This window comes from Vibrio sp. SCSIO 43136, assembly GCF_023716565.1.
Classification (GTDB): Bacteria; Pseudomonadota; Gammaproteobacteria; order Enterobacterales; family Vibrionaceae; genus Vibrio.
Genome location: NZ_CP071849.1, coordinates 1,231,963 through 1,251,207, shown reverse-complemented (window position 1 = coordinate 1,251,207; position 19,245 = coordinate 1,231,963). Strand labels below are relative to the sequence as shown.

Here is a 19,245-nt window from a genome sequence, read left to right as displayed (position 1 = left end):
GTAAATGATTTAACTCATTAATTGAGTTAAACTGGTTTTCAAATTTGAAAACAAATCATTCTTTGTGCCGTAATTTCGTTACCAATCAAGGATAAGTAGTAACCAAAAGGATCGAATTAATGAAAATTAAGACATCCTCATTTGCGTTAGTATTGGCACTTTTTAGTACCAGCTCTTTCGCATTGACACAGCAGGAAGCACAAGGCTTTCTTCAGCAGATCGATCAGAACCCTGATTCAATTGTAACTCTGTTACAAGCTGATCAAGAGAACATGCTAGATCTTGTGGAAGCGGCTTTGGCTGATGGCTCGGTAGATGCACAAACCATCGTACAATCTGCAATTGAAGCCAATCCTGAGCTTCTTGATCAGATTGTTGAGCTTGCTCGTAAGTATGAAGTCAGTAATGAAGTCATCACTACAGCAGCATTGTTGGCTGGCATTGACCCTACGTTAGTTTCTGATGCTACTGCAGCGGGTAACGCCAATGCACTTGCTAATGCCATTGCTCCTCCAGCAACTCTTGCTGTTGGCGGCAATGGCGGCGGCGGTTCAGGCGTAGTTTCACCTAACTAATCGCACTTAAAATCAAGGCCCACACCATTCGTTTGTCTGGCTGTGGGCTTTTTCGTCTTTTTCATTTGAGTTCACATGCCAAGATTAGAGCGCATTTTATTTTTTAGTTTTTTAGCCTTGCTGGTTTGGTTACCTATTCCTTTAGGTAGCAACCGTCCTTGGGCATGGTCTATCGCAGAGATCTGGATCTCACTACAAAGCATCGGATTACTGTTTTGTTATGGCCGTAATCTTCCTTGGCAACATGTCTGGAAGTTCAAATTTCTATTGGTTCCGCTAGGGCTGTTTCAGTGTTGGGTATTATTGCAAACCACGGTATTACCCCAGTCACTGGTTGCGCTGTTGTCACCTAAAGCGGAATCAATCTACACCCTAGTAGGTGCACCAGATTACTCGGTCTCGCTAGACCGAGGTATGACGCTTACCTCTCTTTTACGAGGTGTCAGCTATTGGTTGTTTTTGTTTAATGCAATTTTACTAATCAATTGTGGCCGCCGCTTAAAGATAGCGATTATGGCATTAGTGATCAGTGGTTGTTTCCAAGCATTTTATGCTGCGGTAATGGTTCTTTTAGGAACAACAGAAAGCCTAGTTTTTGGCTATCCTGAAAAACATATCGCTACAGGGTCATTTGTTTATAAGAACCATTTAGCCAACTACTTGATGATGTGTTTATGTATGGGGCTTGGACTTATTGTTACTGAGCTACACACTAGCCCATCGGGTTCATGGTTTATTCGTATCAAACGTTGGTTATCAGGCATGCTTAGTGCCAAGATGATGGTGCGATTAGCGCTGATCATCATGGTTATTGCGTTGGTCATGACCCGCTCGCGTATGGGTAATACAGCATTTTTTGCAGCAACTACCATTGGCGGTTTGCTTGCACTAGTGATCTACAAAGATAAACCAAGGGCATTAACCGTTTTAGTGCTGTCTGTGCTTGCCATCGATACCTTTGTAGTAGGAACGCTATTTGGGCTAGAGAAAGTTAAGCAGCGTCTTGTTGAAACTTCAATCGAAGCCGAGTCGCGAGATCAGGTGGTGATCTGGAGTTTAGATATCATCAAAGATTATCCACTGACGGGCACTGGCTTGGCGTCGTTCTACACAGTATTTCCCGGTTACAGTAAAGCTTACATTGGCTTTTATGACCACGCCCATAACGATTACATTCAGTTCTTAGTGGAAGCAGGTATTCCAGCCACGCTGATGTTAGGAATGATGGTACTCTATGCACTGTTTACAAGCCTTAAAGTACAAAAGAAACGAAATAGTCGCACCATGAAAGGGCTGGCTCTTGGCTGTACTATGGCAATTATTGGTATGCTCATCCATATTTCTGTAGATTTTAACTTGCAGCCTATGGCAAATGCGTTGACCTTTATCTTCATTCTGTTTGTTGCCTTTGCTTGCTCAAAGCTACCAGCACAAAATCGCAAAGCCTTTGTGGTTGAGTAACCTTGTTTTAGGAACAATATGTTTAATTCGATATTGATTATCTGTACGGCAAATATCTGTCGTTCACCTTTGGCAGAAGCTATCTTTAAACGTCATTTGCCAAACAAACAGATTGGCTCTGCTGGTACTCAGGTTTCCTCGCTTGGTATTGCTGGTGCAAAGGCAGACCAAGGCTCTATCAATGTGGCAGAAACGAAGGGGCTAGATCTTAGCTCTCATACTTCTCAACCGTTAACCGCTGAGTTGGCAAAAGGATATGACCTTATCTTAGTAATGACAGAACAGCACAGACAAGAAGTGATGGAGATTGCCCCTGGCTCTGGTGGTAGGACGCTATTTATAGGACAATGGATTGGACAAGGACATATTGATGATCCGTATAAACAGTCTGATGATGCATTTGATGCTTGTTATGAGGTATTAGAGCGTGCCGCTGTTAGCTGGGCAGCACGGCTTGGAAGCACTGCAAAAAAGTTTAATTAATTGTGTAAGTGACTACGTATTATTTGTGATGAACCTTCTTAATTACGCGCGGGAGGGCTTAATTTTGAATCAAAATCAACTTAATATAAGCGTATAAATAATCACCTTCACTGGAGTTGCTATAAGTGACAGCGATCTGCACGGGCACCCCGCCGATATTATGGCACTGAGCGTAATCACGTTGAAGTTCTGTGTGAATTAGTACCTACCGCAAGACACAATAGCTTTCTTTATGTACACTGGATTGGTGTAAGCACAATAGAAGACCCTTACAAGAAGGGAGTGTAGTGGTCAACTAAAATTGGCCACAGTTTTGTAAGTTTCCCAGTAAAGTCTTTCCGACTCATTTGGTGTGAGACCGCCATTGTACTGATGCGGCCTGACTTGGCTGTAATATCTGATGATGTAGCCAACAATGCTGTTCCAGGCTTCCGTTAAGCTTCGATAGCCACAAGCTGGCACCTATTCTGTTTTTAGGCTTCTGAAGAAGCGTTCCATCGGGCTGTTATCCCAACAGTTTCCTCTACGCAATAAGCTTTGTTTAATCTGATAACGCCATAAAATCTGACGGAACTTACGGCTCGTGTAATGTGTTCCCTGATCGCTATGGAACATAACTCCTTTCGGCTTGCCACGGCTTTCATAAGCCATTTTTAAGGCTTTGACCGTCAACTGGCTATCGGGCGAAAAAGACATCGCCCAACCAATTGGTTTACGAGCAAACAAGTCCAGTACAACGGCTAGATAAGCCCAGCGGTTTCCCGTCCAGACATAAGTCACATCACCAACCCACACCTGATTTGGAGCCGTAACAGCGAGCTGGCGCTCAAGGTGATTCGGGATCTCCACATGCTCGGGAGACGGTTTCTTATATCGGTGCTTCGGTAGCTGTCGACTCACTATCCCAAGCTTTTTCATGATTTTAGTTGCTCGATAGCGACTCAAATTAACGCCAGCATTAGTTACGATGCCAGCAATCGTTCGAGCCCCAGCAGAGCCGTTGCTAGCACTATGAGCCTCTTGTACAAGCGCTCGAGTTTGAACTTCTAATGCAGGAATCGCTCTTGGTCGTCGCTTCCAATACTTATAACTACTTCGATGGATGCCGAAGACATTGCAAAGCGTTGTGATGCTGTAGCTCTGTTTGAGTCGATCGATTATCGAGAATTTTTCAGTGAGTCCGACATCAACAGAGCTGTAGCCTTTTTTATGATTTCATTGTGCTTTTCAAGCTCAGCGATCCGTTTCTTTAACTCTCGAATTTCAATCTGTTCTGGCGTTAACGGTGAGGCCTTTGGGGTAATGCCTTTCCGTTCTTGTTTGAGTTGCCTTACCCACTTATCCATAGCTGACTTGCTCACATTCATAGCTTTGGCAGCTTCATCAACGGAGTAGCCTTGTTCAACAACCAGTTGAGCTGCTTCAAGTTTGAATTCTGGACTGAAAGTTCTTCTCGTACGTTTTGTCATAGTTCCACCTGTTGTGTACGAGGTGCATCTTAACACCTCTAATCAGGTGGCCAAATTCACTATGCCACTACAATCCCTTCAAAAAATACAATATCTATGGTTATCAAACCATAGATATTGCCACCAACACCATCAAGCCAATATTGGCAAAATACCCCAAAATAAAGAAGTAGCTACGTGGGCTCGGGTTTTTCTCTGTGGCGATTTTGTAAAACAGGACCATGTGCGCAATACGAACCGTAGCATAAAACCAAACAAATCCCGCAAGCCATGCTGGATTGGCACCTACCACCATACCTAATGCCGCAGGCACGAGCAGTTGTACGATGTTTTCTAACGAGTTTTGATGGGTTCGGTGGCTACGGAAAACAAAAGACTCATGGCTCAAGTTTTGGTCAACAATACCAGGTACATAGTGACTTTGCTTGCGGTGGGCACGCATTGCGATAAAGCCCTGAACAATGATAGTAGCGATAATGAACCAAAGTCCCCAGATCGTTGCAGTGTACTCAGCGAACATACATCCTCTCGTAATTTAGTTGGTGTAACAGGAATAACTTGTCCATCACTATAAGGATAAATTTAATTATTGGCAATTAAATTGTGCGCAATGTTTAATTTGTGTCTTAGCTAATGCACTGTTTGATTCATTTATCAGAAGTTAAAATCGCGCGAGCATTTAGCCCTTTGTCTATGCCAACCTGTAATAGTTGCATTGGCTCTTCACACAGACGTTTTCCTGTCCAAAAATCATACCAGTAAACTGGATGATCAGAGGTCAATGTATGCTCTTTTTCATTTTGATCGAAGTTAAATAGACAATGTAAATCATTGTGTAGCGTGAGCTTTAAGAAAGCGTGGTTTAATGTCAGCGAAGTAAACTTGGCAGAATTTGGGTTGTGCTTTACTCGTTTGATAAGTTTGTTAAAACTGCTTCGGGCATAATCACTGATTTCAGGCAGTGGATCACCTGATAAGAGCATTCCCGAACTGGCTAACACGGCGGTGCGGTGAAAATCATATGCGCGCTGATCAGCGTGTTGATCGGCAAGAGAAGTCAGGGCTACACAATCAGGGTCAATTTGCCAAAGCTTGCGATGTTGCCATGATCGATAGAAGGTTTCTTTTGCGATTTGTTCAAATCGGTGGGCGTTGCGTTCCACATCATCCGATACTCGCATTGCGTCGACTAACCCAAGTGATGGCCACATGGGGGCGTTACAACCAAGAATGAGCGCTTTGCCTGCGCCTCGGGTGATAGCCTCCATGCCCATGCGGTAGGCTTCTACTCCCGTTACGCCTTCTCGATATCTTTTACCTTTTAATGTTCCCCAATAATTGGCGTCGAGTTTGAACATCTGCACACCCCATTGCTCAGCCATGATCTTAACCGTGGCCTCTAAGTGCTCTAGAACATCAGGGTGGGAAGTGTCTAATACATACCAAGGTGTGCACCGCCACCCACCATAGGTGACATCTTCGGCTTTAAGCGGTTCTCCCACATCATTGCGCACAAACCAGTCGGGATGGTTTTTGAAAAGCTCTGAGTTGGGCTCCGCTATAAAAGGTGCCATCCAGATAGCCGGTTTTTTACCTTGCTGTGCGATCCAGTGGATGAGTTCTTCAACTCCAGAGGAAAACTTTTCTGACGGAGTAAGCCAGTCTCCCATGTAAGCTTGGTAACCATCGTCAAGTAACACCCACTCAAGGTGCTCAAGTTTATCGCTCATTCTTGCCACGTTGGCGTGAACGTTGCGTTCATTGACTTCGGCATAGTAGGCATACCACGAGCACCAACCAATAGGTGTGTCTTTGAGTACACCTGAGCGAGTAGGGTGGTGGGCATTAACTAAGTGGGCATATTGGGTATAGAGGGTGGAGAGTGAATCTCCGGTGAGTACACAAACACTTTCCAACGTATTGGTGTCCCAGTGTTGAGGTAGTGTATGTTCACCGTCGATTCTTATCAAGATGTTGTAGCCAGTTTGAATGGCTTCTATTTCAAAATATCCAGCAAACCTCAAACAACTGGTAAAGCCAAACAGCACATAGCCGTCAGCGTGTTCTATCACCAGCGTATTGTAATATCGTTTAGCTGCGGTGCTTGAATAGATACGATAACTTTCGTTATTGTCGGGACAGCGGCCAATATCAATCGGGTTTTCTGGTGTGCCAGTGGTTTGAGCAAGCATTTGAAAGCCGTCGCCAATGATTTGCACGCCATGCTCAACATCTAAACTGACTTGAGCCATCAATAAGTCATTTGCTAGGGGTTCGTTATGAATGCCCTGAAATCTAAACTTTGCTTCGTTAGCAGCGAGTTCCGCTTTGATATCGGTTGCTAAGATATCAAGTTGAATTCCATTGTCTAATTTCACACTCATCACCTAAATTAATGATTTAGTCAATTAGATAAATTACAGCACGTTAGTTTAGAAGTGTCTAATTCGTTTGAGGAAATATTGCCAAAATTGAGTTTTCGGCCTCGATCTGCGTAATTAGACACAATGTCGTTATACAAAGTTGCTTTAGCAGTCAATTGTTCAATTGCACTAGTAAAACCAAATCGAGTTTCTCGTCACCATTATGCACTGTTTTCAATGGAATTTGGTGCATATGATCACAAATGATTAACATATGAAATGACGATCATTAGATTTGCCTCAACAATGAGAACACGATGAGAACTCATTTGGCATAAATGGAGATGCAACGATGAATTTGGCAGCAGCACTGGCTAGAAACGCACAACTCAAACCAAACAAGACCGCAATAATCTGTGGAGATGTTGAACTGACCTATGCGCAGTTTGATTTAATGGCAGGCAAAGTCGCATCGGCCTTAATTGATGCAGGTTTAAATACTGGAGATAAAGTTGCGTTAAGTTGTCCAAATCTACCCTTCTTCCCGATCATTTTTTACGGTGTGCTTAAGGCTGGTGGTGTGGTCGCACCGCTCAATGTATTACTCCGTGAGCGGGAAATTAAGTTCCACTTAGAAGACTCAGATGCGCGATTTTACTTCTGTTTTGAAGGAACGCCAGAACTGCCAATGGCGAAAATGGGTAAGGCAGCATTTGAGCAGGTTGGTCAGTGTGAAAAAATGATTGTAATGACCGCCGATCAGTCTCAATGCGAGTGGCAGGGGGAGCAAACATTAACGGCATTTATTGCTGAAAATGCACCGATCAGTGATTACGTTTCTCGTGATGATGGAGATACTGCGGTTATCTTGTACACCAGTGGTACGACAGGAATGCCAAAAGGTGCAGAGCTTACTCACAGTAATATCGTTTGTAATGCTATGGTTGCTCAATGTATATGTGCTATGCAAGGAGATGATAAGCAGCTGGTGACCCTGCCGCTATTTCATACTTTTGCCCAAACAGTGCAGATGAACTCATCCGTGTTAAATGGAGCAACGATGGTGTTGGTGCCAAGGTTTGAACCTCAACAGGTGCTTAAGTTGATCGAGAAGCATCAAGTGACAGTGTTCGCTGGCGTGCCAACCATGTTTATCGGCATTTTACATTGCCAAGATAGTAGTGATATTTCTTCTATTCGAATCGCCATTAGTGGTGGCTCAGCATTACCTACCGAAGTTATAAGTCAGTTTGAGCAGCGATTTGAAGTGCCAGTTTTAGAAGGTTATGGCCTGTCAGAAACCAGTCCGATTGCAAGCTTTAATCACCTAGATTATGAACGTATTCCTGGCTCAGTCGGTCAGCCAATTCAAGGGGTTGAAATTCGCCTCGTGGATGCGTTTGGTGAGCAAGTTGCCCAAGGAGAGCAGGGGGAGATTACCATTCGCGGTCACAATGTCATGAAAGGTTATTACAACCGACCAGAAGCGACTCAGCAAGCAATTAAAGATGGCTGGTTCTATACCGGTGATGTCGGGCAGTTTGATGAAATTGGCAACCTCTATATCGTCGATCGCGTTAAAGATATGATCATTCGTGGTGGTTTTAATGTCTACCCAAGAGAAATCGAAGAAGTGTTTATGACTCACCCGGCTGTGGCTATGGTCGCTGTCATCGGTGTTCCTCATCTGGAGTATGGAGAGGAGATAAAGGCTTATGTCGTACTAAAAGAGGGCGTAGTCGAGTCTGAGCAAAACCTGTTTGAGTGGGGTAAAGACCATGTTGCGGCATTTAAGTATCCACGTTCTGTCGAAATCAGACCGATTTTGCCAATGAGTGCGACAGGAAAAATCTTGAAGAAAGACCTACGAGCAGAGGTTATGGCTACTCAGACAGAGCCTGCATAGCTTGAATTACGGTATGTTTGCATTGCTTATTGATAACATACTAAAGAAGGAGTAACCTACGCCTCCACAACTACGCCGAGAAAAACATCAATGTGGAGGATGTAGAGCTTTTATCCTAAGGAGATACTAATAGCGTAGTAAATCACATTGAGGTTCTATCATGACTATCAACAAGTACTATGTATTTTTCCCACAAGAAGTGGGTTCCCAAACGGAATTACAAACCACTCAGGAAAGCCAAGTACCTTCAGACATTGAAGCTCAACGTCAGGCTCTAGTTAAGCAAGCCCAACAGCAGGGTGAAGTTTAACGACTCTACAGTAAGTCGGTGTTTTGGAAACACGATTTTCTCAGGCATTTATAAAAAGCACCTTTATGGTGCTTTTTTGTTTTAGCTCGTCTAATTGTTGATCTGGCTCAAGATTATTCAACAGGATGTCTTTTAACGGACATTAATTTGTTAACTGCTGCACAAAATTTTACCGAACGAATTAATTCTATGGAACGAGTTTGTTTTAATTGTGTCAATAACATGAACCCTGAATCTGATCTTGTATAAAAGGACCCAAGACGATGCCAAAAGTATATTGTGAAGTGTGCGACAAAGTGACTGACCATAAAGAAGTTATGAGAAAATCCCAGACACAATGTACGACGTTATTGGAGAAGATTCAGAATGCGAACCAGTTGGTGTTTAAGTTCCTGAGTGGGGAACACTACTATGAGATGGAACGCCACCTCTACTGCCGCACTTGCAACTGTCAAAATGTACCTGAGCCAAATATCAAACCAACGCCAGTTTCGGCTCAGCAGGCCGCTTAACCTCATTAAGCATAGCCTTCAAAACTCGCTAACAAATATACCCTTATCGACGACAAGGAGAGTCGGCAATAAGGGTATTTTTATGCGCGTACTTCAACGGCACAGTTGTCTTCAATAGTCTTAGATGAGGTATAACACTTGATATTGTCTCGACCAGACGCTTTGGCGAGGTAGAGGGCTTGGTCTGCATGACTAATGATAGAGTCTATTGGTAGTGCCTTATCCCATTCAGCAATGCCAAATGAGGCCGTGATTTTGAAAGTGTGGCCAGTTTTTGAAGTAAAGGTCTGGCTATTAATGTGGGAGCGCAAGATCTGCGCCATACTGACAGACTCGTTAAAACCGCTGTCAGGCATCATGATAATAAACTCTTCACCACCATAACGTGCACAAATATCTCCACTTTTTGTTAGCAGTTGAATGATTTTTGCGACTTCTTTAATTACGTTATCCCCACTATCATGACCATACTGGTCGTTGATGGCTTTAAAGAAATCTATGTCGAGCAATAAAATACTATAGGCTGAACGATTGCTTATCGCTTTGGCTTCCTCTTGTTTGCTTGCCGCTTTGAAACTTCGGCGGTTACACAATTCGGTGAGAGGATCAATGGATGCTAGGTAGCGTAATTGCTCTTCGACGGCTTTTCGTTTTTTAACCTCAGCATGGAGCTGCCGAGAGACGAGCAATAACACGGCGCATAGGCCACCCATCGAAGTAATCACCAAAGTAAGAAAAAGGATTCTATGGCTGGCAATATCAATCTCTTGTTGTGCTTCTTTGTAGACAAAGTCATCGAGTAGGGAGGTGTCAACGGCGTGGCCATGCTCAACAAATACTTGTGCCATACTCGCAATTCTTTCAGCGTTGATGTAACCAATTTCTACTAACTCTGGTCGAACCATGCCGCTCATTGCGAGTGCTTCATAGCGAAGTTCATCGAGCGATTTATGAGAACCCCATTTAAAGCGAATACTTTGAATGACCTCTTCAGGATGATCGAGTGCGTAGCGCCACCCGTCTAAAGTTGCACGTCGGAAAGCTTTTACTACTTCAGGCGAATACTGGCGCAATGCTTCACTGGTGAAAAGAATATCGCTATAGAAGTCAGAACCGCTTTTTGCTGGATTGAGCACATGATAACGAACATTGAGCTTATCAAGGAGGTAGGGTTCATTGGTTAAGTAGCCATTGAATGCATCAATTTTTCCATCAATTAGGTCACGGATCTGATAAGAGCTCGGCTTCATTTCGAGATCTTCGAGTGCGACGTTAGCGTGACTAAACATGGCCAAAAACTCAGGATAAGGCTGGCCGTTGAGGGTCATGATTGACTTGTTTTTTAGCTTCTTTGGCTTATCTATTCCAGAGGAAGCAAGGGTGAGTAACACAGAAGGGGAGTGTTGAAAAATTGCGGCTAATGCGACTAAAGGTCTACCTTTCATTCTTGCTAGCACCAGATCGCCATTGGCGACCCCAAAGTCATATTCCCCAGTTACAACCTTATCCATGACATTGATGCCTGGATGACCTTGGATCAAGGTGACATTAAGACCTTCTTGTTTGTAATACCCTTGGTCAACGGCGGCATAATAGCCGGCAAACTGATATTGATGTAGCCAGCGTAAACCGACGACAACGTCTTGATCTGCCCAACTATTGTAAGAAATGAAAACGACCACTAGATAGCCCAGCGTTCGCATGTTGCCTGCCAACCTCATTAGAATCCTTATGGTTAGGATGATTATAATTATCTATTTAGTCTATGTAGCTCATTGGATATGCGCCATGTTAAATATGACCATGAAGAGAATATTGTGGGCTGAAGCGCACTTCGGGTGCATACACTATGTAAATGTTTAGGTTATGCGCTACAGATATTTTATAAAATTAAGTCATGCGCTTATACATTAGGCTCACGACATTTCGATTGTTGCAATTTGCATTTGTTATATTTGCAAATTGCAAAGATGATCCGGCAAATATTGGTGGTTTTTGACAAAAAGCAGTGGTTTAGACGATTTAAAAGATGGCACGGTGGTTGCATTAGCATAAGTGACCCTTTTAAAGCCGAAGGGTCACCTAGCCAACTGACGTTGTTAGTGAATGAAATTGTTCACAACTATATATATGCCAATCGCCTGTTTTAGTGATTGGCTTTTTTTTGCCTAAAATCCGGCCACATTATCGGATAAACCGTTTAGCTTCTCGATGTGACTCTAATAATTTGATGTAATATTTTGCACTAATATTTAATTCTGATTAGAATGGGACTAATTATCATTAAGATTTTCTTTTTTTAGCAGCATGCCTCATTTACTTGTGATCGACCATGATCACCAATTATGCACTCAAGTATCTAATCAACTCCAAGAAAATGGTTACCAAGTCAGTTGCTGTCATAGCAGTGACTCTGCGCAATCAGTTATGCAATCGGAGCGCTTCGACCTCATCATTCTCGATTCCCAATTGCCTTGTGATTCCAGCTATCGAATTGCGCAAAAAATATGTCAGCGCTTTGCTACACCAATCCTAATGGTTTGCCCTCTTGGCAACAAAAATGCCTTGCTCAATAGCTTTCAATCTGGAGCAGATCATTACTTACCAAAACCATTCGATGTCGAAGTGTTAATAGCTAAGATCAGTGCGATCTTGCGAAGAGTAGGTCTCGAAAAGCAACGAAACCGCGATCCTGCCCAACAAAGCGATACGAGCAAAATGCTCGAGAAGGTGCCTCTTACCAATACAGAGACCGACCTGCTGCGGTACATGATGAAGCGAAACCAATCCGTAGTGACTAAAGCACAACTACAGAAAGAAGTGCTCAAAAAGGAGCTTACGCCTTTTGACCGCAACCTAGATATGCATATCAGCAACATCCGAAGAAAGCTCGTTGGCTGTGGTCTGCCAAAGACCTTGATTAAGACAGTTCGGGGTCAGGGTTATACGTATACCGAATAGTCGCTATTTACTTTTGCAAAGATTGTAAATTTTAGTGATAATGCAAACTGTTCTCAATAACATCTCTGCCGCTCTAAAGTTATTTTAGATAGATAAATATTATAAATTTTAAGTGGTTAAGTGCATTGGATGCACTTTTTGGAGATACAAATGTTTAAGAAAAAGCCCGTAGCGATACTGGTTGGCGCGGCACTTTTTGCCCCTGCACTATTAGCACAAGAGACTAAAGTTGACGAACACATGTTGGTGAGTGGTAAACAATCTGGCTATAAGGCGGATACCAACACCACAGCGATGAAAATCGAAGTGGGTCAACTAGAAACGGCAGGAACCGTAAGCGTTATCGACGAAACCATTATTGACGAGCAGCGTGCATCGAGCTTAGGTGACGTCCTTAAAAATGATGCGAGTGTTGCCGCTGGTGGTGATAGCCGAAACCGTGAACGCTTTACACTACGTGGCTTTGATTTAAACAGTAGCAACGGATTTTTGCGTGATGGTAAACAGCATTGGTCACATTACCGTCAGCCAATTGAGCTGCTGGATCGAGTGGAAGTGCTGAAAGGGCCATCAGGCCTACTATACGGTCAGTCGTCGCCAGCGGGTTTGGTTAACATGGTCGCTAAACGTCCAACGTATGATACCCAAGTATCTGTTAGCCAAGACTTAGGCTCTAACAACAATAGCCGTACTGTTGCAGACGTAAGTGGCGCACTTAATGATGATAAATCACTGCGTGCTAGGGCAGTTGTTGCAAAACAAACAAAACAATCTTGGCGCACCTATAGTGATGGTAGCAGCCATGATACTGAACGTTTTGTAGGCGGTCTATTCGTAGATTACGACATCAACGATGATGTTACTGTCTCGTTCCACGCAGATAAAACACGGGACCACGGTAGCGTTGATTCTGGCGCAGTAGTGGTTGATGGCAAGGTTTACGGCGGCGACAAGACCATCTGGGATGCACAATGGTCGAAGATTGAAAATGACGTAGAGAACTACGGATTTGATATTAAAGCGAACCTGAATAATAGCTGGACAATGGCGACGGGTTTCAACTACCAAGATTTTCGTCGTGTTGATGTAGAAAGCTCGCCTAAATACAGCAAATTGGTTTCAGAAGGTAAAGTGACGCACGGCGGCTTTGACCGCAGAGACCACTGGGTTTTCCAAACAGGTTATGTTGATTTTGTTGGCAACCATGAAGCCTTTGGTGCTAAACATCAGCTATTGATTGGAGCAAACTGGCTTGGCTATAGCTATGACAGGGAATATGCACGATTGTCTTACGATAATCCAGATGTAGAGGTTGGCAGCCCTACGCCAACACCTATTAAAGGTGATGTATCAAAAAGTCATTCTGGCTATGACTCCTACGGTGTTTATATCCAAGATATGATCACTTTTAATGAACAGTGGCAAGCGCTTGTTGGTGTACGTCTGGACGAACATAAGTCAAAGGGCTTAACTGAAAACGCAGTATCACCAAAGGCTGCGGTTATCTACAAACCTCGTGATAATGGTTCGATTTACCTGACGTATTCAGAGAGTTTCGAAGCGCAAGGGGAAGTTTCAGGCAATTACTCCAATGAAGGTGATAAGCTTGATCCATTACGTGGTAAACAGTACGAGCTAGGCACTAAATGGGAGTTGATGGACGGTCAATTGTTTGTTTCTGGTGCGCTATTCGATATCGTGCAAGAGAACTCTACTATTGTTGAACCGGGCAGTGGAAGTTCACTAGATTACTTGTCGCAAGCTGGAGAACGTCGTCACCGTGGTGCAGAAGTAGCTGCCCAAGGCTATGTAACTGACAAGTTGTCTCTAAGCGGTAACGCAATGTACCTAGACGCCGAGTACACTAAATATGAATCTCGCGGTGTTGACTACTCTGGCCACCGTCCAGCAGACGTACCAGAGTTTTCTGCAAGTGTCTGGAGTCGTTACCACGTAACGAATAGCACTGATGCTAACCTAGGTGCGATCTACGTAGGTGAGCGCTACGGTGATGTGCCAAATAAGTTCAAGAAAGATGGCTACGTACGTTTTGACCTAGGTTTAGCACACACTCATAAGTACGATCAAAACCTAGAAATGGTAGCTCGTCTGAATGTTGAAAACTTGTTTGATACTGATTACTGGGCGGGTGGTGACTCGGATAACCTAGTGATTGGCCAAGGTCGTAACTTTACGGCAACGCTACAAATTAAATACTAAGACTGAAACATAATCAGTTGGTTAGGTAAATTAAGGGAAGCTTTGCTTCCCTTTCATGCGATCTGAAAGATCGTGTTCTTAGACAAAAAAGTAAAGACAACGATATGAAAAATAGTGTCATTTCTTGTGTGATTTCAGCGGCAATTGCCAGCACTAGCGTGCATGCCAATACCATTGAGCAAAGTCGCAAGATAGAGCAAAGCACCAACGCAAATGCAGTTGCTAGCCAAAAGCGTATTGATAAGAGTGCGGAACAAGTACTCGATAAACGAGCTGAAATTGAGCAACTGGAAGAAGAGATTGCGAATTTGGAGCTCTATCGAGACCACTTGCAAGGCTTGGTTCACAATCAAGAACAAGAAATGGCGAGCTTGGATGCTCAAGTGAATGATATTAAAGACACACGTCAGGGGGTTGTGCCACTGATGTATCACATGATCGACGGGTTGAAAGGCTTGGTGGATCAAGATTTACCTATCAAGAAACCTCAGCGCCTAGCCCGAATTAGTAAGTTAGAAGACCTAATGCAACGCGCTGATGTCAGTGATGCTGAAAAATATCGCCAGATCTTAGAGGCCTACCAAATTGAAGTGGATTACGGCACTAAGTTGGCTGCTTACCATCAGGCAATCACTTTACCTCAGGGCAAAGTGATTGAAGCTGAGCTTTTAAACCTCGGTCGTCTGTCGTTAATCGCTCGCTCGTTGGATAATCAACACTTCTGGGCTTGGCAACAAAGTAACTCACAATGGGTCGCTTTAGAGCCTAGTCGAGCTGATTCTATCAATCGAGCTTATGCTCTCGCTAACAAGCAAGTTGCGCCGCAGCTTATCACTCTTCCACTTTCTGTTCAGCCAGAGGCTCTGCAATGAAACTAACACACCTACTGATCTTAGCGGCGGTAGTGATTTCACCTATTGCTCAGGCTAACAGCGAACTTCTCTCAGAGACCAAAGCAGAGAAATCTGTGCAGGCGAAACACAACAAGCAACGCGAGGCAGGCTTTAAGCTTACCGAAAAGCAGGTTGCTGAGAAACTTGCCAACCTTAAAGCTCAAAGGGACGCTTTGGAGGCAGAAACGGAAGCCCTTAGTGTGAATTTCTCTGAAAATGAGCAGACACTCGCACAGCTTGAAGAAAATCTTCGTTTAGAAGTTGGTAGTTTGGGAGAGCTTTTTGGCGTGGTTCGACAATCTGCCAAAGACTTGCAACTTGAAATGAGTGATTCAGTCACTCAGCTGGATCGACAAACCCACAACCAAATCGTCGACGCTATTGTTGATGCGAAAGCTTTACCATCGCTGACCCAGCTTCAGGGGTTCTGGAGTGCGATGCTAGAACAAATTCAAGCATCTTCTCAAGTTTCTACCGCGATGGTTCCTTACGTTAATGGCGCTGGTGAGCATGTAGAGCTAGAGGGAATGCGTATAGGTAGCTATGGCATCATTGCTAAGCAAGGTTACATCGATTGGAATACTAATCAGCAATTCGCAAAACCTTATCTAGTTCAGCCAAAAGGTGCTCCGACCTTAGATGCCATAGTGCAAGGCGAGCAATGGCTCACGTTAGACCCTTCTCGAGGACAGTTAATTGAGCAACTGGCACTAACACCAACGCTAAAAGACCGACTTGAGCAAGGTGGTCTAGTGGGCAAAATTATTCTTGGCTTGCTGGCGATTGGTCTTCTGATAGTGATGGTTCGAGGTCTAGTGCTACTCGTTACACGAGCGAAAGTAGCATCGCAACTTAAGTCAGATAAGGTATCGCAGAAGAATCCACTGGGACGAATTCTATCTGTTCATAGTCAAGGTAACTTCCATAATGCTGAAGCGTTGGAAATGCGCCTTTTGGAGTCTATTGTCGATGAGCAGCGCAGCCTAGAAAAAGGGCTTTCAATGCTTAAGTTAATGGCCGCTCTCGCACCAATGCTGGGTCTGCTTGGCACGGTAACGGGCATGATCGAGACCTTCCAAACTATTACTCAATTTGGTAACGGCGACCCGAAAATCATGGCGGGTGGTATTTCAATGGCGCTGGTTACGACGGTCTTGGGACTTGTCGCTGCGATACCACTGCTGATTGGTCATAACATTCTCTCAACTCAAGCTGAGACGATCCGCACTATTTTAGAGAAACACAGTATTGCTCTGGTTGCGACACAAATGGAGTCAGAGCAAGGTGAGGAACAAGCGATCTCTGACATTGCGCAAGAGCGAGTGGCTTAATGGAAATTAGCCTTACTGACTTGTCTCAACTCAATATATGGTGGCTGGCCTTAGAGCAGTTTATGGCTCGAGGTGGTGTACTGCTTTGGTGGTTGGCTGGTGCGGTAACGATTTGCTGGGTGCTTATTTTCGAACGAATCCTGTTTATCTGGGGTTCGTTTCCCAAGCTTAGCCGACAGTGGCAGCAAAAATGGGACGCCCGCCAAGACCATACCAGTTGGCGAGCGAAAGCTATCCGTAATGGCTGGGTTGCTACCGCAGAGATAAAGCTTAACCAATCCCTTAATCTTATAAAGGTGCTTGTCGCCATTTGTCCAATGCTTGGCCTACTAGGCACAGTCACGGGAATGATCTCAGTGTTTGATGTGATGGCGACTCAAGGCAGTAGTGAACCGAAACTTATGGCTGCGGGAATATCACTCGCCACCATACCAACATTAGCAGGCATGGTAGCAGCTCTATCAGGCATGTTTGCACATGCCCGCTTAGTAAAAGTGTGTCGCAATAAGCAGCACCAATTCGAAAAACAATTAAGGAGTCGACAGTGCGTTTAGGTCGTCGTTCTCAAGGACAAGATGAAGCTCAGGTCGATCTAACGTCGATGTTAGATATTGTCTTCATCATGTTGATCTTTTTTATCGTGACCAGTTCTTTTGTTCGCGAATCCGGTGTTGAGGTAAATCGACCTCAAGCTTCCCATTCTACGAGCCAAAAAGATGCCAGCATCTTTGTGGCAATTACCGCAAGTAACGATGTTTTTATTGATAAGCGACAAGTTGATGTCGAGCGTGTAGCGGCGACATTAGAGCATTTGACCTTAGATAAACCCGATGCTTCTCTGGTGATTCAAGCGGATAAGCATGCCTACAACGGTACAGTCGTACAGGTGATGGATGGTGCTAAAGAAGCCGGCATTGAGAAAATTTCGTTAGCAACGGAGAGCCCTTAAATGGTGCGTTTGTTGTTCGCAATGCCACTTGCACTTGCCAGCGTTTTTATGCTGTTTAGTCTTATGGCGTGGATGGTCGGTGGACAGGCAAAAATGGTGTCTGATTCCAAACCTCCTCTCGCGTTTGATATGGTGATGACTGAGCAAGAATCGGCGACACAGCGGAAAATCCGCCAAGCGCCGAAGAAGCCCGAAACTCCTCAAGCACCGTCGCCGCAATCACCAGTTGCTGCACAAAATGTATCGCAACCTGTCACACCTCAAACAATGGCGATGAGCCTAGATACGGCAGTGAGCGGCATTGAAATTGCGGCCCCTGAATTTGGTGAAATTGTTGCTAATCAGCAAGCGATGCCGCTTTATCGTGTGGAACCAAATTACCCGCAAAAAGCACTAAAGCGAGGGGCGGAAGGCTATGTTGTGATGTCTTTTACCATTGATCCACAAGGTCGCCCGGTCGATATTGAAATCATCGAGGCAAACCCTCGTCGATTGTTTGAGCGAGAAGCGAGAAAGGCACTTGCTCGCTGGAAATATCAAGCCAAGGTGATGGATGGTAAAGCCGTCGCTCAGCCAGGGCAGACGGTTAAATTGGAGTTTAAGATCGAGCGATGAAGATGATGAAAAGAATGTTGGTCTTGGGCGTTTGCCTTGGCATGGCATGCTCGGTCAGTGCAAACGAGCTAAGTCAGTTTGTCGCCGGGAAAATTCAACAGGCGCAGAAGTATCAACAAGAAGATAATCTTGTCGAGGCGGTTAGAGTGCTAGAAGCACTTGAGCCAAGTCGTAGTTATGACCAAGCCTTTGTCGCTCGTATGCTAGGTGTTTATTTTTGGCAACATGGTGATTCAAAAGGAGCAATTCTCCAACTGGAGAAAGCAGTCGCCTCTGGTGTGTTGGGTGATGAGTACGCTTGGAAGACCCAGCGAATGCTGGCTGACCTGTATCTTAATGAAAGAGAGTTCAAGTCGGCGCTAGGGCATTATGAAGCACTTTTAACCACTGCCCCTGAGTCTGAAAAAACCGAGCTTTATCTTAGGATCACTCAGTCAAACTTCCAGCTCAAGCAATGGTCGCACGTTATTTCAAATGCCAACCATTTCAAACGTTCGAATCGAGTATGGACGGTTCCTGTTTTATCACTCAAATTGGCGTCGGAACTGGAGCAAAAACAGTTTAAAGATGGTATCAAAACGCTTGACCAACTCTTATTGCTAGAGCCAGATAAGCTTGCTTGGTGGCAGCAGCAAGCCGGACTGTATATGCAGATTGGTGATCAGAAACGAGCTTTGCAAGTACTCGCCCTAGCACAGAGACAAGGGGTAGATCTGAGTGTAACTTACCTTCGTACCATGGCACAGTTGTACGCTAGCCAAGGTATGCCAGAGCGGGCGGCTCGCCAAATGAGAGCGGTGGTGGAGTCAGATACTAGCAATGTAAAATGGTTAGTTGAGCAAGCGACCTATTGGCAGATGGCCAAAGAGTGGCAGCAGTCTATTGAGGTGTGGAAAGTTGCCGCTAAGCTGGACAAGCAACATCAGTGGCCTTTGGCACAGTTGTTACTCCAACAAGGTGAGAACCAAGCTGCATTGGCTGTGCTAGAGAAAATAACAAAGCCAACGGCTGACCAGCAGTTAGCAAAAACACGAGCGTATTACAAACTCAAACAAAATCACCAAGCGTTGCGTTATGCTCAGTTAGCCTACAAACAGTCGCCATCTCAAGGTGCCAAAGCTTGGATTGACTACCTTTCTACGGTTACCCAATAGAACTTTTGGTGTTAGGGTGTGTTAGCCACGATAGGTCAATATA

General features: G+C 44.4%; 17 protein-coding genes and 1 pseudogene. 14 read left to right on the top strand and 4 right to left on the bottom strand.

All coding sequences use genetic code 11. The features are described from left to right. Positions 1 to 119 precede the first annotated feature (119 nt). The 3 genes from J4N39_RS20555 (at position 120) to J4N39_RS20545 (ending at position 2,519) form a co-directional block, all read left to right on the top strand. Positions 120 to 575 (top strand): hypothetical protein, encoded by a 456-nt coding sequence (locus J4N39_RS20555; protein ID WP_252024464.1) that lies wholly within the window; start codon positions 120 to 122, stop codon positions 573 to 575. A gap of 75 nt (positions 576 to 650) precedes the next feature. Beyond that, positions 651 to 2,036 carry an O-antigen ligase family protein gene (locus J4N39_RS20550; protein ID WP_252024462.1) on the top strand — a complete coding sequence of 462 codons (1,386 nt, stop codon included), beginning with the start codon at positions 651 to 653 and terminating at the stop codon, positions 2,034 to 2,036. 18 nt (positions 2,037 to 2,054) lie between these two features. Further along, complete coding sequence (locus J4N39_RS20545; protein ID WP_252024460.1) at positions 2,055 to 2,519, top strand: arsenate reductase/protein-tyrosine-phosphatase family protein; 465 nt, start codon at positions 2,055 to 2,057, stop codon at positions 2,517 to 2,519. Between the two features lie 291 nt (positions 2,520 to 2,810). On the opposite strand, the pseudogene J4N39_RS20540 reads toward J4N39_RS20545, so the two are convergent. The 3 genes and pseudogenes from J4N39_RS20540 to J4N39_RS20530 form a co-directional block, all read right to left on the bottom strand. Further along, a pseudogene (locus tag J4N39_RS20540) lies at positions 2,811 to 3,988 on the bottom strand (IS3 family transposase). A gap of 103 nt (positions 3,989 to 4,091) precedes the next feature. Further along, entirely contained in the window at positions 4,092 to 4,508 is a 417-nt protein-coding gene (locus J4N39_RS20535) for an MAPEG family protein (protein WP_252024458.1), read from the bottom strand. A 127-nt stretch (positions 4,509 to 4,635) separates the two neighbouring features. Continuing rightward, complete coding sequence (locus tag J4N39_RS20530) at positions 4,636 to 6,372, bottom strand: glycoside hydrolase family 36 protein (RefSeq protein WP_252024455.1); 1,737 nt, start codon at positions 6,370 to 6,372, stop codon at positions 4,636 to 4,638. A 331-nt stretch (positions 6,373 to 6,703) separates the two neighbouring features. Between J4N39_RS20530 and J4N39_RS20525 the strand changes: the two genes are divergently transcribed. From J4N39_RS20525 to J4N39_RS20515, 3 genes are all read left to right on the top strand, one after another. Beyond that, entirely contained in the window at positions 6,704 to 8,257 is a 1,554-nt protein-coding gene (locus tag J4N39_RS20525; protein WP_252024453.1) for a long-chain-fatty-acid--CoA ligase, read from the top strand. 160 nt (positions 8,258 to 8,417) lie between these two features. Continuing rightward, on the top strand, positions 8,418 to 8,567 hold the full coding sequence (locus J4N39_RS20520) for a hypothetical protein (protein ID WP_252024451.1): 150 nt from the start codon (positions 8,418 to 8,420) through the stop codon (positions 8,565 to 8,567). 263 nt (positions 8,568 to 8,830) lie between these two features. After that, entirely contained in the window at positions 8,831 to 9,079 is a 249-nt protein-coding gene (locus J4N39_RS20515) for a hypothetical protein (RefSeq protein WP_252024449.1), read from the top strand. A gap of 80 nt (positions 9,080 to 9,159) precedes the next feature. Here J4N39_RS20515 and J4N39_RS20510 read toward each other — a convergent pair whose 3' ends face one another. Beyond that, positions 9,160 to 10,800 (bottom strand): GGDEF domain-containing protein, encoded by a 1,641-nt coding sequence (locus J4N39_RS20510; protein ID WP_252024447.1) that lies wholly within the window; start codon positions 10,798 to 10,800, stop codon positions 9,160 to 9,162. A 586-nt stretch (positions 10,801 to 11,386) separates the two neighbouring features. Between J4N39_RS20510 and J4N39_RS20505 the strand changes: the two genes are divergently transcribed. From J4N39_RS20505 to J4N39_RS20470, 8 genes are all read left to right on the top strand, one after another. Beyond that, positions 11,387 to 12,040, top strand: a complete 654-nt coding sequence (locus J4N39_RS20505; RefSeq protein ID WP_252024445.1) for a response regulator transcription factor — start codon at positions 11,387 to 11,389, stop codon at positions 12,038 to 12,040. Between the two features lie 150 nt (positions 12,041 to 12,190). Next, positions 12,191 to 14,260, top strand: a complete 2,070-nt coding sequence (locus J4N39_RS20500) for a TonB-dependent siderophore receptor (protein WP_252024443.1) — start codon at positions 12,191 to 12,193, stop codon at positions 14,258 to 14,260. A gap of 104 nt (positions 14,261 to 14,364) precedes the next feature. Then, complete coding sequence (locus J4N39_RS20495; RefSeq protein WP_252024441.1) at positions 14,365 to 15,132, top strand: DUF3450 domain-containing protein; 768 nt, start codon at positions 14,365 to 14,367, stop codon at positions 15,130 to 15,132. Beyond that, positions 15,129 to 16,484: a MotA/TolQ/ExbB proton channel family protein gene (locus tag J4N39_RS20490; RefSeq protein ID WP_252024439.1), complete on the top strand. Its 1,356-nt coding sequence runs from the start codon at positions 15,129 to 15,131 to the stop codon at positions 16,482 to 16,484. Before J4N39_RS20495 ends, J4N39_RS20490 begins: the two co-directional genes overlap by 4 nt. Continuing rightward, on the top strand, positions 16,484 to 17,038 hold the full coding sequence (locus J4N39_RS20485) for a MotA/TolQ/ExbB proton channel family protein (protein WP_252024437.1): 555 nt from the start codon (positions 16,484 to 16,486) through the stop codon (positions 17,036 to 17,038). The genes J4N39_RS20490 and J4N39_RS20485 overlap by 1 nt, the downstream gene beginning before the upstream one ends. After that, positions 17,029 to 17,433, top strand: coding sequence for an ExbD/TolR family protein (locus tag J4N39_RS20480; RefSeq protein ID WP_252024435.1), 405 nt, complete (start codon positions 17,029 to 17,031; stop codon positions 17,431 to 17,433). The genes J4N39_RS20485 and J4N39_RS20480 overlap by 10 nt, the downstream gene beginning before the upstream one ends. Next, positions 17,434 to 18,048 (top strand): energy transducer TonB, encoded by a 615-nt coding sequence (locus tag J4N39_RS20475; RefSeq protein WP_252024433.1) that lies wholly within the window; start codon positions 17,434 to 17,436, stop codon positions 18,046 to 18,048. After that, positions 18,045 to 19,202, top strand: a complete 1,158-nt coding sequence (locus tag J4N39_RS20470) for a tetratricopeptide repeat protein (RefSeq protein ID WP_252024431.1) — start codon at positions 18,045 to 18,047, stop codon at positions 19,200 to 19,202. Before J4N39_RS20475 ends, J4N39_RS20470 begins: the two co-directional genes overlap by 4 nt. Positions 19,203 to 19,245: the final 43 nt, after the last annotated feature.

Excerpts from the sequence above, each read along its gene's own strand:
- J4N39_RS20490 (WP_252024439.1), top strand. The coding sequence starts at position 15,129 with ATGAAACTAACACACCTACTGATCTTAGCGGCGGTAGTGATTTCACCT.
- J4N39_RS20475 (WP_252024433.1), top strand. The coding sequence starts at position 17,434 with ATGGTGCGTTTGTTGTTCGCAATGCCACTTGCACTTGCCAGCGTTTTT.
- J4N39_RS20530 (WP_252024455.1), bottom strand. The coding sequence starts at position 6,372 with ATGAGTGTGAAATTAGACAATGGAATTCAACTTGATATCTTAGCAACC.
- J4N39_RS20515 (WP_252024449.1), top strand. The coding sequence starts at position 8,831 with ATGCCAAAAGTATATTGTGAAGTGTGCGACAAAGTGACTGACCATAAA.
- J4N39_RS20505 (WP_252024445.1), top strand. The coding sequence starts at position 11,387 with ATGCCTCATTTACTTGTGATCGACCATGATCACCAATTATGCACTCAA.
- J4N39_RS20550 (WP_252024462.1), top strand. The coding sequence starts at position 651 with ATGCCAAGATTAGAGCGCATTTTATTTTTTAGTTTTTTAGCCTTGCTG.
- J4N39_RS20555 (WP_252024464.1), top strand. The coding sequence starts at position 120 with ATGAAAATTAAGACATCCTCATTTGCGTTAGTATTGGCACTTTTTAGT.
- J4N39_RS20495 (WP_252024441.1), top strand. The coding sequence starts at position 14,365 with ATGAAAAATAGTGTCATTTCTTGTGTGATTTCAGCGGCAATTGCCAGC.
- J4N39_RS20485 (WP_252024437.1), top strand. The coding sequence starts at position 16,484 with ATGGAAATTAGCCTTACTGACTTGTCTCAACTCAATATATGGTGGCTG.
- J4N39_RS20535 (WP_252024458.1), bottom strand. The coding sequence starts at position 4,508 with ATGTTCGCTGAGTACACTGCAACGATCTGGGGACTTTGGTTCATTATC.
- J4N39_RS20510 (WP_252024447.1), bottom strand. The coding sequence starts at position 10,800 with ATGAGGTTGGCAGGCAACATGCGAACGCTGGGCTATCTAGTGGTCGTT.
- J4N39_RS20470 (WP_252024431.1), top strand. The coding sequence starts at position 18,045 with ATGAAGATGATGAAAAGAATGTTGGTCTTGGGCGTTTGCCTTGGCATG.
- J4N39_RS20500 (WP_252024443.1), top strand. The coding sequence starts at position 12,191 with ATGTTTAAGAAAAAGCCCGTAGCGATACTGGTTGGCGCGGCACTTTTT.
- J4N39_RS20545 (WP_252024460.1), top strand. The coding sequence starts at position 2,055 with ATGTTTAATTCGATATTGATTATCTGTACGGCAAATATCTGTCGTTCA.
- J4N39_RS20520 (WP_252024451.1), top strand. The coding sequence starts at position 8,418 with ATGACTATCAACAAGTACTATGTATTTTTCCCACAAGAAGTGGGTTCC.
- J4N39_RS20525 (WP_252024453.1), top strand. The coding sequence starts at position 6,704 with ATGAATTTGGCAGCAGCACTGGCTAGAAACGCACAACTCAAACCAAAC.